At 75.0% G+C, this 11,263-nt stretch carries 13 protein-coding genes; 10 read left to right on the plus strand and 3 right to left on the minus strand.

Features of this window, described 5'->3' with window-relative positions; genetic code table 11:
• The first annotated feature begins 76 nt into the window (after positions 1-76).
• The 7 genes from DRV84_RS10640 to DRV84_RS10670 all read left to right on the plus strand — a co-directional run bounded on the left by DRV84_RS10640 (position 77) and on the right by DRV84_RS10670 (position 4,498).
• Positions 77-448 carry a winged helix-turn-helix domain-containing protein gene (locus tag DRV84_RS10640; protein ID WP_115980315.1) on the plus strand — a complete coding sequence of 124 codons (372 nt, stop codon included), beginning with the start codon at positions 77-79 and terminating at the stop codon, positions 446-448.
• Positions 449-515: 67 nt separating this feature from the next.
• Positions 516-1,292 (plus strand): molybdate ABC transporter substrate-binding protein, encoded by a 777-nt coding sequence (modA, locus tag DRV84_RS10645; protein ID WP_115980318.1) that lies wholly within the window; start codon positions 516-518, stop codon positions 1,290-1,292.
• A 3-nt stretch (positions 1,293-1,295) separates the two neighbouring features.
• Complete coding sequence (gene modB, locus DRV84_RS10650) at positions 1,296-1,988, plus strand: molybdate ABC transporter permease subunit (protein ID WP_115980321.1); 693 nt, start codon at positions 1,296-1,298, stop codon at positions 1,986-1,988.
• Entirely contained in the window at positions 1,985-3,067 is a 1,083-nt protein-coding gene (gene modC / locus DRV84_RS10655; RefSeq protein WP_115980466.1) for a molybdenum ABC transporter ATP-binding protein, read from the plus strand. The genes modB and modC overlap by 4 nt, the downstream gene beginning before the upstream one ends.
• A 74-nt stretch (positions 3,068-3,141) precedes the next feature.
• Positions 3,142-3,801, plus strand: coding sequence for a CDP-diacylglycerol--glycerol-3-phosphate 3-phosphatidyltransferase (gene pgsA / locus DRV84_RS10660; RefSeq protein ID WP_115980324.1), 660 nt, complete (start codon positions 3,142-3,144; stop codon positions 3,799-3,801).
• Positions 3,802-3,805: 4 nt separating this feature from the next.
• On the plus strand, positions 3,806-4,051 hold the full coding sequence (gene moaD / locus DRV84_RS10665; protein WP_115980326.1) for a molybdopterin converting factor subunit 1: 246 nt from the start codon (positions 3,806-3,808) through the stop codon (positions 4,049-4,051).
• A 3-nt stretch (positions 4,052-4,054) separates the two neighbouring features.
• On the plus strand, positions 4,055-4,498 hold the full coding sequence (locus tag DRV84_RS10670; protein WP_115980329.1) for a molybdenum cofactor biosynthesis protein MoaE: 444 nt from the start codon (positions 4,055-4,057) through the stop codon (positions 4,496-4,498).
• Positions 4,499-4,938: 440 nt separating this feature from the next.
• On the opposite strand, the gene DRV84_RS10675 is transcribed toward DRV84_RS10670, so the two are convergent.
• The 3 genes from DRV84_RS10675 to ubiA form a co-directional block, all read right to left on the minus strand.
• Positions 4,939-5,265, minus strand: coding sequence for a hypothetical protein (locus DRV84_RS10675; protein ID WP_115980332.1), 327 nt, complete (start codon positions 5,263-5,265; stop codon positions 4,939-4,941).
• A complete protein-coding gene (locus DRV84_RS10680; RefSeq protein ID WP_115980335.1) occupies positions 5,262-7,124 on the minus strand; it encodes an OmpA family protein in 1,863 nt (620 codons plus the stop codon). The genes DRV84_RS10675 and DRV84_RS10680 overlap by 4 nt, the downstream gene beginning before the upstream one ends.
• 84 nt (positions 7,125-7,208) lie before the next feature.
• Positions 7,209-8,183, minus strand: coding sequence for a 4-hydroxybenzoate octaprenyltransferase (ubiA, locus tag DRV84_RS10685; RefSeq protein WP_115980338.1), 975 nt, complete (start codon positions 8,181-8,183; stop codon positions 7,209-7,211).
• A 100-nt stretch (positions 8,184-8,283) separates the two neighbouring features.
• On the opposite strand from ubiA, the gene DRV84_RS10690 reads away from it, so the two are divergent.
• The 3 genes from DRV84_RS10690 (at position 8,284) to DRV84_RS10700 (ending at position 11,124) form a co-directional block, all read left to right on the plus strand.
• Positions 8,284-9,174 carry a 16S rRNA (uracil(1498)-N(3))-methyltransferase gene (locus DRV84_RS10690; RefSeq protein WP_115980341.1) on the plus strand — a complete coding sequence of 297 codons (891 nt, stop codon included), beginning with the start codon at positions 8,284-8,286 and terminating at the stop codon, positions 9,172-9,174.
• Positions 9,171-9,692 carry a hypothetical protein gene (locus DRV84_RS10695; protein ID WP_420852973.1) on the plus strand — a complete coding sequence of 174 codons (522 nt, stop codon included), beginning with the start codon at positions 9,171-9,173 and terminating at the stop codon, positions 9,690-9,692. The genes DRV84_RS10690 and DRV84_RS10695 overlap by 4 nt, the downstream gene beginning before the upstream one ends.
• Positions 9,693-9,753: 61 nt before the next feature.
• Positions 9,754-11,124: a glutamate--cysteine ligase gene (locus tag DRV84_RS10700; protein ID WP_115980346.1), complete on the plus strand. Its 1,371-nt coding sequence runs from the start codon at positions 9,754-9,756 to the stop codon at positions 11,122-11,124.
• Positions 11,125-11,263: the final 139 nt, after the last annotated feature.

The following is an 11,263-nucleotide window of genomic DNA, read 5'->3' on the forward strand; positions in this document are numbered from 1 at the left end:
TGCCCAAGGGCCTTCGAAGGCCCTTGGCGCCCGGCTCCGGCTTGTGCGCCGCGACGGCCACCGTCATCCTGAGCGCATGACCGATCCCGGCCCCCCGCCCGCCCTGCGCCTTCGCGTGCTCTTCGGAGAGGGGGCCATGCTCGGACCGGGCAAGGCGGACCTGCTCGACGGGATCCGCGACGCGGGCTCGATCGCCGCGGCGGGCCGCGCGATGGGGATGAGCTACAAGCGCGCCTGGTCGCTCGTCGAGGAGATGAACGCCGCCTTCCGCGCGCCGCTCGTGGCGCGCACGCGCGGCGGGCCGCGCGGCGGCGGCGCGCGGCTGACCGAGACGGGGGAAGCGGTGCTGGCGCACTACCGCGCGCTCGAGCGCATCGCGGCGGAGGCCGGCGCGGCGGAGATCGCGGCGCTGCAGGGACTGCTCGCGGATATGTCCGATGAAAGATAACGCTTGCGTGGGCGCGGCGCGCCCGCAATATGTTTCGCGAGACATAACGCCAGTGGGAGATCGCCCCATGCCCGTCCGGCGCGCCATCGCCGCCGCTGCCGCCGTCGTCCTGTTCGCCGCCGCCTTCCCCGCGACGCCCGCCAAGGCGGAGCGGCTGACCGTCTTCGCCGCGGCGAGCCTGACCGACGCCATGGCCGCGGTGGAGGCCGGTTTCGAGGCGGCGACCGGCCACGAGGTCGCCGTCTCGCTCGCCGGCTCCTCGGCGCTCGCCCGGCAGATCGAGGCAGGGGCGCCGGCGGATGTCTTCATCTCCGCCAATCCCGGTTGGATGGACGAACTGGAGGCCGCGGGGCGGCTCGCGCCGGGCACGCGGGTCGATCTCCTGCGCAACGCGCTCGTGCTGATCGCCCACGGGCCCGGGGCCGCGCCAGTCGAGATCGGCCCGGAGCTCGACCTCGCCGCCCGTCTCGGCGCGGGGCGCCTCGCCATGGCGCTGGTGGAGGCGGTGCCGGCCGGGATCTACGGCAAGGCGGCGCTGGAGCGCCTCGGCCTCTGGGAGGACGTGGCGCCGCGGGTGGCGCAGGCCGACAACGTGCGCGCCGCCCTCGCGCTGGTGGCTACGGGCGCGGCGCCCTACGGCATCGTCTACGCCACCGACGCGCGCGCCGAGGACGACGTGACCGCCATTGGCACCTTCCCGGCGGAGACGCATCCGCCCATCCTCTACCCCGCGGCGGCGATCGCCGGGGCGGAGGGGCCGGCGGCGGCCTTCCTCGACTACCTCGCCGGGCCGGAGGCCCGCGCGGCCTTCGAGGCGGAGGGCTTCGCCGTGGTCGCGGACTGAGGCATGGACTGGCTCGGGGCGGAGGAATGGCAGGCGGTCGCGCTCTCGCTGCGCGTCTCGCTCTGGGCCACGGCGGCGAGCCTGCCGCTCGGGCTCTTCACGGCCTACGCGCTGGCGCGCTGGGAGTTCCCGGGCAAGCAGATCGTCAACGGGCTCGTGCATCTGCCGCTGATCCTGCCGCCGGTGGTGACGGGGTATCTGCTCCTTCTGACCTTCGGGCCGCAGGGGCCGGCGGGCCGGCTCCTCGCCGAGGTGGGGGTGGTCTTCGGCTTCCGCTGGACGGGCGCGGCGCTCGCCGCGGCGGTCATGGCCTTTCCGCTCATGGTGCGGGCCATGCGCCTCTCGATCGAGGCGGTGGACCCGAAGCTCGAGGCGGCGGGCGCGACGCTCGGCGCCTCGCCGCCCTGGGTCTTCGCGACCGTCACCCTGCCGCTGGTGGCGCCCGGCGTGCTCGCGGGGGCGGTGCTCGCCTTCGCCAAGGCCATGGGCGAGTTCGGCGCGACGATCACCTTCGTCTCGAACATCCCCGGCGAGACGCGCACGATCCCTTCGGCGATCTACGCCTTTCTGCAGGTGCCGGGGGGCGAGGGGGCGGCGCTGCGCCTCGTCGCGGTCTCGGTCGCCGTGGCGATGGGCGCGCTTCTGCTGTCGGAATGGCTGGCGCGGCGCGTGGCGCGGCGGGTGGGCGGCGCATGACGCTCGAGGTGCGGCTCCGCCACGGCTTCGGCGGTTTCACGCTCGACGCGGGCTTCGAGGCGCCGCCGGGCGTCACGGTGCTCTTCGGGCGTTCGGGCTCGGGCAAGACGACCATCGTCAACGCCGTCGCCGGGCTCCTGCGGCCCGAGGCGGGGCGCATCGCGCTCGGCGGGCGGGTGCTCGTCGACACCGAGCGGGGCGTCTGGCGGCCGCCGCACCGGCGCCGGCTCGGCACGATCTTTCAGGAGGGGCGGCTCTTTCCGCATCTCACCGTACGGCAGAACCTGCGCTACGGCGCGTGGTTCGCGCCCCGGGGCGCGCGGCGCGAGGACATGGGCCGCGTGGTCGAGATGCTGGGGATCGGCCCGCTGCTCGACCGGCGGCCCGGCGCGCTCTCGGGCGGCGAGAAGCAGCGCGTGGCGATCGGGCGCGCGCTCCTGTCGGCGCCGGCGGCGATCCTCGCCGACGAGCCGCTCGCCGCGCTCGACGCCGCGCGCAAGGCCGAGATCCTGCCCTACTTCGAGCGGCTGCGCGACGAGGTGGCGGTGCCGATCCTCTACGTCAGCCACGCCGCCTCCGAGGTGGCGCGTCTGGCCACGACGGTCGTCGCGCTGGAGGCGGGGCGCGTCGTGGCGACGGGCACGGCGGCGGAGGTGCTGGGCGACCCGGGGGTCAAGCCGCTCGGCCCGCGGGAGGCGGGCGCGGTGCTGGAGACGCGGATCGCGGCGCATCACGCCGACGGGCTGACCGAGCTCGACGCGGGCGGCGCGGCGCTCTTCCTGCCGCGGCTCGCGCAGGAGGCGGGCGCGGCCGTGCGGGTGCGCGTCGCCGCGCACGACGTGATCCTCGCGCGGGAGGCGCCGCGCGGCCTCTCGGCGCTCAACGTTCTGCCGGGGACGGTGCGCGAGGTGCGCGCCGGCGAGGGGCCGGGCGCGCTCGTCGCGCTGGACACGGACGCGGGGCGGCTGCTCGCCCGCGTCACGCGGCGCTCGGTCGCGGCGCTCGCCCTCGCGCCCGGCGTGGCGGTGCACGCCATCGTCAAGACGGTCTCCGTCGCGCCGGGGGACGTGGGCGGATGAGCCCGGCCGCGCCCGCGCCGCGACGCCTTTTCCGCCGGGTTTTCCAACGGGGCCCGACACGCTAAGGAGCGGTCATGCGGTGGACCCTGCCCAACGTGCTGACCGTTCTGCGCCTGCTCGCCGCGCCCGGCGTGGCGGTGATGTTTCTCTACTTCAACCGGCTCTGGGCGGACTGGTTCGCGCTGACGCTCTTCCTCGCGGCGGCGGCGACCGACTGGATCGACGGCCGCCTCGCCCGCGCCTGGGGGCAGGAGACGCGGCTCGGCGCGATGCTGGACCCGATCGCGGACAAGGCGATGGTGGTGATCGCGCTCATGGTGATCGTGGGCTATTCCTCCTACTCGCCGTGGATCGTGCTGCCGGCGACGGTGATCGTCTTCCGCGAGGTCTTCGTCTCGGGCCTGCGCGAGTTTCTCGGCGCGGCGGCCGGGACGCTGAAGGTCACGCGGCTCGCCAAGTGGAAGACGACGCTGCAGATGCTCGCCATCGCGATCCTCTTTGCGCAGGGCGTGTTCGAGCATTATCTGGGGCTCGAGCGTTCCGGCATGGGGCCGGAGCGGGTCGCGGCGGTGCTCGCGGGGGAGGCCGAGGACGTGCACGGGCTGCGCTGGATGCACCGGGGCATGGTCGCCACGGGCTACGCCGGGCTGACGCTCCTCTGGATCGCGGCGCTGCTGACGCTCGTCACCGGCTGGGAGTACTTCCGCAAGGCCCTGCCCCATCTGAAGGACTGACGCGATGGACGTTCTCTATTTCGCCTGGGTGCGCGAACGCATCGGCCTGCCGCGCGAGCGCGTCGAGACCGAGGCGGCCACGGTCGCCGATCTCGTCGAGGAGCTCCGCGCGCGCGAAGAGCGCTACGCCATGGCCTTCGCCGATCTCGCGGCGCTGCGCGTCGCCGTCGATCAGGAGCTGTCCGACTTCGACGCGCCGCTCGCGGGGGTGCGCGAGGTGGCCTTCTTCCCGCCGATGACCGGGGGCTGAGCGATGCGCGTCTCGGTGCAGGAGGCGCCCTTCGACTACGGCGCGGAATGCGGCGCCTTCGCCGCGCGGCAGGCGGGGCAGGGGGCCGTGGTCACCTTCGCCGGGATCGTGCGCGACACGCCCGAGGGCGACCTCGAGGCGATGGAGATCGAGCACTACCCCGGCATGACCGAAAAGGCGATCGCGGGGATCGCGGCCGAGGCGCGCGACCGCTGGGCGCTCGGCGACGTGGCGGTGATCCACCGCCACGGGCGCATGGCGCCGGGCGAGGTGATCATGATGGTCGCCACCGCCGCGCCGCACCGCGCCGACGCCTTCGCCGCGGCGGAGTTCCTGATGGATTACCTGAAGTCCCGCGCCCCCTTCTGGAAGCGCGAGATCACCGCGCGCGGCGCCGGCTGGGTCGAGGCGCGCGAAGCCGACGAGGCGGCGCTCGACCGCTGGTGAGGGGCGGGGGCGCGCCGGGCACGCGCCCTGCAGGTCGGTCGCCGGGTCCCGCCGCGGCGTGCGCTGGTGCCTGTGTCACGGCCGCAATGCCGGGCGAATTGGCCCGGGACATCGCCCGGATCGCGCCGGCTCGATCCCCGGGAGGGTCAGTGGTGGCGCGTGCCGGGCACGCATCCTGCGGGGCGGTCGCAGCGCGAGGCGTGGAGCGCATGCCGCCGCCCAACGCGACGACGCCCGTCAGGGCGGAGGAGCGCGCAGCCGGGCCGAACCGCGAGATCGTCAGGGCCACCGCCGGCCCCATCCCGGGGGCGTGACGCCTTTGCAACGCGGGGTAGCGGAGCCCGCGGACCTGTCGCCGAGCCCGGAGGACCGCGCGCGCCCGTCTCAGCCCGCGGCGCCGCCCCACGCGACGACGCCCGTCAGGGCGGAGGAGCGCCGGCTCAGCGCGCCTCGGTCCCGTCGAGCCGGGCGCGCAGTTCCTCGGCCTCGCGGCGGGCGGCCCGCAGGCCGTCCATCGCCGCGGCGCGTTCGGCCTCGGCCTGCTGCAGCTCGTTCGAGAGTTCGGCTTCGCGCTGCTGCATGTAGGTGATCGCCTGATCGCGCGTCTCCTCGGCGTCGTGGAGCTCCTGCGCCATGCGTTCCATCTCGTCCATGTCGGTGCGCGACACGCGCGTGAAGCGGTGCAGCAGCCAGTGCGCGAACCAGCCGAGGCAGAAGGCGACGAAGAGGATCGCCGCCGTGGCGATCACGAACTCGGTGCGAGTCATCCGGCGTCTCCGTCGTCGTCTGCGGTCTCTTCGGTGTTCTCGGCGTCCTCCGGCCGGATCAGGCTGAACTCGATCCGGCGGTTCGCCTCGCGGCCCGCCTCGGTGCCGTTGTCGGCGATGGGGCGGCTTTCGCCGTACCCCCGCGCCCGGAAATCCGCGGTGAGCACCCGGCGGTTGCGCAGCTCGTCCAGAACCGCCTGCGCGCGCGCCTCGCTGAGCTCGAGGTTCATCGACTCGCGGCCCTGGCTGTCGGTGTGCCCCGCGATCTCCAGCGGGATGGACCCGCAGTCGCGCAGGACCTCGGCGATGTCGTCCATCAGCCGCCGGGCCTCTCCGTCGAGGGTGGCCGAGCCCGGCTCGAAGGTGATCTTGCGCTCCTCGAGGAGCCCACGGATGCTGGCGATGCATTCCTCCGGCGTGGGTTTCGACGCCTCCGGGTCGAGCGCCTCGCGGTAGGTCACCTCGAGCGTCAGCCCATCCGTCCCGCCGAGCTTCTCGGCCATCAGCGCGGTGATCTCCGCGGTGGCCTCCGTGTCGCCGGTCTCGCCGCGCAGCTCAATCCCGTCGGGCGTCACGAAGAGCGCCCCGCGCGCCAGTTCGGCGAGGCCCTCGATCCCGGCCAGCACCCGCGTCTGCCAGCCCTCCGGCAGGCCCTCGCGGAGCTCGGCGGCGGTATGCACGACCTCGCTGCCGAAGCGGGCGCGCGCGAGGCTGTCGGCGACGCTCCGCGCGGTCTCGCTCGCCAGCGGTCCGCGTAGCTGCACCGCGCCCTCGGGGCTGAGCGTGGCGATGAACTCGGGCGCCGCGGCGTCGGTCTCCGCGTCCCTCGGGGCCGGGAGGGTGGCGTCGAGGCGGTAGCGATCGGGCAGCGCGTCGCCCAATTCCTGCACCACGCTCTCGTAGCGCCCGGCGTCGGTGCCGCGCGGCGCGACGAGGGCGACCTCGGTGTCCGTCATCGTGAGCGTGCCGCCGCCCATGCGGTCGAGCGCGCCGAGCGCTGCGCTCGCCGCCTCCGCCCAGTCGGGGCCCGGCGCGCCGAGGCCGAGCCGGCAGTCCGCCTTGCCCGTGAGCCCGGCCGCCGCCGCAGCCTCGAGGATGCGGGCGCGGCCCGCCTCGGTCGCCGCGGCGCAGGCGTCGAAGCGCGCGCCGGCCGCGTCCTTGACGAAGCGCAGCGTGAAGGGCGCGATCACCGGCCGCGGCGCCGAGATGCGCAGGGCGAGGCGCACCGCCTCCGGCGTGTCGCGGGCGATCGCGGCCTCGAGCCGGCGCCGCTCCGCGTCGCTCTCGGCCGCGCCCTTCACCGTGACGCGCCCCGCCTCGATCGAGATCTTCGCCCGCGGCAGTCGCTCCAGCGCGTCGAAGGCGGCCTCGAGCGCGGGGCGCCAGCCCTCCGGCGCGGGGTGCTCGGCCGTCTCCAGCAGGTCGGAGACCGGCGCGCCCCCGGCGGCGCGTTCGGCCCGGGCGCGCAACGCGGCGCGGTCGGTCGCGGCGGGCACGAGCCCGATCAGCGTGAGCCCGCCGTCGCGGCGCAGGATCTCCACCGAGAAGCGCGGCGGCGCCGGGCGGTCCGCCTCGGCCACGTTCACGTCGTCGATGAGGCGCGCGGCGTCCACGACCTCGCCGGCCGCCGAGAGCGCGCGGAAGCGCGCCGCCTCCGACGGCGCCGTGCCGAGGAGAAAGACCTGAAGCCCGTAAGCGTCCACCTCGGCCCAGTCGATCCCCGCGCGGTCGAGCACGGCGCGCACGCCCGCCTCGGACTCGCGCTCCACGACCCGCACGGCGACCGCGGCGGCCGCGGCGCTGAGCACGAGGGCGGCGGCGAAGATGGCGATGGTGGCGACGGACGGGGAGAGGCGCATCGGCGGTCGGGTCTCCGGGAGTGACGGCAAACTAGGCGCAGGCCGCCGCCGATGCAATCGCCGCCGGGGCGTCAGCCGGCGCGCTCACACAAAGAGCGCCGCGAGCGCGAAGAACGGCACGACGAGCAGCCCCGCGTCCCGGTTGGCGCGGAAGAGCGTCAGCAACCCCCCGTGATCGTCGAGGTCGAGCCGGCCGAGCTGCCAGACGAGGTGCGCGGCGAAGGCGACCGGCCCGCCGAGCGCGATCCCCAGCGCGAGGATATCGCCCCGCGGCGCGGCGCCGAGCACGGCGAGGCCCATCAGCGCGACCGCGGCCACGAGGAAGCGGCGCAGCCAGCGCGGCGTCTCCGCCCCGAAGAGCCGGGCGGTGGATTTCACGCCGATCAGCGCGTCGTCCTCGCGGTCCTGGTGGGCGTAGATCGTGTCGTAGAAGAGCGTCCAGGCGATCCCGGCGAGATATAGCGCCACCGCCGGCCAGGCGAGCGCGCCGGTATGCGCGGTGAAGGCCAGCAGCGCGCCCCAGTTGAAGGCGAGCCCGAGAAAGACCTGCGGCCACCATGTGAAGCGCTTGGCGAAGGGATAGACCGCCACCGGCAAGAGCGCGAGGATGCCGAGCGCGATCGCCGCCGTGTTGAAGGTCAGCAGGATCGCGAAGGCCACGAGCGCCTGCGCGCACATCCAGAGGATCGCGCCGCGCACGCTCACCTGCCCCGAGGGGATGGGCCGCCCGGCCGTGCGCCAGACGCCGCCGTCGATGTCGCGGTCGGTGACGTCGTTCCAGGTGCAGCCGGCGCCGCGCATCAGCCACGCCCCGATCGCGCAGCCCGCGAAGATCCAGAGGTCGTGCGGCCGCGCGCTGCCCGTGGCGAGAATGCCGAGCGTCAGCCCCCACCAGCACGGCAGCAGGAGAAGCCACGTCCCGATCGGCCGGTCGGCGCGCGACAGGCGGAGGTAGGGCCGCCACGCCGCCGGCGCGCGGCGGTCCACCCAGTTCCCGCTTACCGCGTCGGCGATCGGGCCGGGCTGTCGATCGTTCGGGGATCGGCCCTCGGCGGGCATGGGCGGTCTCCGGCTTGTCTCGCTCACCTGCTGCATAGGGCAGGGGGCGGGGCGCGTGCAAACGCTTCCCCCCGGCGCGGGGCGGCGTTAGAGGGGCGGCATGGCCCCGCGCGTGCGTCTCTTCGTCGATCATCCGCTGTCCGAGGGCGCGCGCGTGCCCCTCGAGCGGGCGCAGGCGCATTACCTGTTCAACGTCATGCGCCTCGGCGAAGGGGCGGAGATCGCGGTCTTCGACGGCCGCTCGGGCGAATGGGCGGCCGAGGTGGTCGAGGCGGGCAAGCGCGGCGGCGCGCTGGAATGCCGCAGGCCGACGGCGCCGCAGGGCGCGCCGCCCGATCTCTGGCTTCTCTTCGCGCCGGTGAAGAAGGCGCGCACGGATTTCATCGTCGAGAAGGCGGTGGAAATGGGCGCGCGCCGGATCGTGCCGGTGCAGACCGACCGCACCAACGCCGAGCGCATCCGCCGCGACCGCTTGCAGGCCCACGCCGTCGAGGCGGCGGAGCAATGCGGCGCGACCGTCGTGCCCGAGGTCGCCGACCTCGGGCCGCTCGCGCGGCTGCTGGACGACTGGCCGGAGGGCCGCGCGCTTCTCTATGCCGATGAGGGGGAGGCGGGGCGCGCGTCGCCCCTCGCGGGGCTCCTCGCGCGCGACGACGCCCGTCAGGGCGGAGGAGCGCCCCCGCCTGCTCCGCCCCCGCCTGCTCCGCCCCCGCCTGCTGCGCCCCCGCCTGCTGCGCCCCCGCCTGCTGCGCCCCCGCCTGCTGCACCCCCGCCTGCTGCACCCCCGCCCGCCGCGCCCCCGCCTGCCGCGCCCCCGCCTGCCGCGCTGCTGATCGGACCCGAGGGCGGCTGGTCGGAGGGCGAGCGCGCGCGCCTCGCCGCGCTCGCCGCGGCGCGGCCGCTCGCGCTCGGCCCGCGCATCCTGCGCGCCGACACCGCCGCGGTCGCCGCGCTCGCGCTCTGGCAGGCGGCCTGCGGGGACTGGCGGTGATCCGGCCCGAGGCCGCCGCCGCGCTCGCGCGCTGGCGCGAGGCGCTGGCGGGCCTCGCGCTCGCCGGCGCGGGGCTCTGGGCCGCGCTCGGCGCCTTCGGGCTGCTCGCCTGGCTCGGCTGGGCGGGCGTGGTCGCAGGCGCGGCGCTCGTCTTCGCCGGTGTCCAGCGCGGCCGCTTCCGCGGCCGGCAGGGCGGGCCCGGCGTGGTCGAGGTCGTCGAGGGGCGCATCGCCTATTTCGGCCCCGAGGCGGGCGGCACCGTCGCGCTTTCGGAGATCGAGGAGCTGCGCCTCGACCCGACGCGCGATCCCGCCGTCTGGGTGCTCGAACAGCCCGAGCGCCCGCCGCTCGCGATCCCGGTCAACGCGGCGGGCGCGGATCAGCTTTTCGACGCCTTCGCGGCGCTGCCGGGGCTGCAGACCGGCCACCTGCTCGCCGAGCTCGAAAAGGGCGGGCGCTGGCCGGTGGTGATCTGGGAGCATCCCGACCGCCGCGCGGCGCGGCCGCGGCTGCATTGACACCGCCGCGCGCTCGGACCATCCCTCCACTTTCAGCGAAACGAGGCCCGGAAGCTCCCCCATGTCCATTCCCCAGTCCGGCGGCGGGCCGATCGAACGGCGAGAGCAGCTCGCGGAATACCTCGAGGCGGGCTGCAAGCCGCGCGCGGACTGGCGCATCGGCACCGAGCACGAGAAGTTCGGCTATTGCCGCGACAGCCACCGCCCGCTGCCCTACGAGGGGCCGCGCTCGGTGCGGGCCGTGCTCGAGGGGCTGCGCGACCGCCACGGGTGGACGCCCATCGAGGAGGCGGGCCACCTGATCGGGCTCGAGAAGGACGGCGCCAACGTGAGCCTCGAGCCCGGCGGGCAGCTGGAGCTCTCGGGCGCGCCGCTCGAGCACATCCACCAGACCTGCGACGAGGTGAACGCGCATCTCGCCGACGTGAAAGACGTGGCCGACGCGCTCGACGTGGGGTTCATCGGCCTCGGCGCCGCGCCCGAGTGGCGCCACGACGACATGCCGATGATGCCCAAGGGGCGCTACCGGCTGATGACCGACTACATGGACCGCGTCGGCACCATGGGGAAGTCGATGATGTACCGCACCTGCACGGTGCAGGTGAACCTCGACTTCGGCTCCGAGGCCGACATGGTCAGGAAGCTGCGCGTGGCGCTCGCGCTGCAGCCGGTGGCGACCGCGCTCTTCGCCAACTCGCCCTTCTTCGAGGGGCGGCCCACGGGCTACAAGTCGTGGCGGAGCCGCGTCTGGCGCGATCTCGACGACGCGCGCACCGGCATGCTCCCCTTCGTCTTCGAGGACGGCTTCGGCTTCGAGCGGTGGGTGGACTACGCGCTCGACGTGCCGATGTACTTCGTCTACCGCGACGGGGTCTACGTGGACGCGCTGGGCCAGTCCTTCCGCGATTTCCTCGAGGGGCGGCTGCCGGCCCTGCCGGGTGAGACGCCGACGCTCTCGGACTGGGCCGATCACCTGACGACGATCTTCCCCGAGGCGCGGATCAAGAAGTTCATCGAGATGCGCGGCGCCGACGGCGGGCCGTGGCGGCGGCTCTGCGCGCTGCCGGCCTTCTGGACGGGGCTGATGTACGACCAGTCGGCGCTCGACGCGGCGTGGGACCTCGTGAAGGACTGGAGCGCGCCCTTCCGCGAGGCGCTGCGGATCGCCGCGGCCGATCTCGCGCTCGGCGCGCGGGTCGAGGACGTGCGGATGCACGACCTCGCGCGCGAGGTGCTGGCGATCTCGGAGGCCGGGCTGAAGGCGCGGGCGCGGCCGGGCGCCGGCGGGCTCTTGCCCGACGAGACGCATTTCCTGAACACGCTCAAGGAAAGCGTCGAGAGTGGCGAGGTGCCGGCCGACGAGCTCCTGCGCCGGTACCGGGGCGACTGGGGCGGCGATCTCTCGCGGATCTACGGGGAATATTCCTACTGACGCGGTCCCGGGCGGGGCCGTCCCGGGCGGGGCAGGGCGGGCGCGCCTCTGGACGCCTGCCGGGCGCGGTTCTATAAGCGCGCCCATGACCCGGGGTGTCGCGATGATCCGTCGAATTAGCGGCCCGGCGCGCTGACGC

The organism is Rhodosalinus sediminis (assembly GCF_003385555.1).
In the GTDB taxonomy this organism is placed as follows: domain Bacteria; phylum Pseudomonadota; class Alphaproteobacteria; order Rhodobacterales; family Rhodobacteraceae; genus Rhodosalinus; species Rhodosalinus sediminis.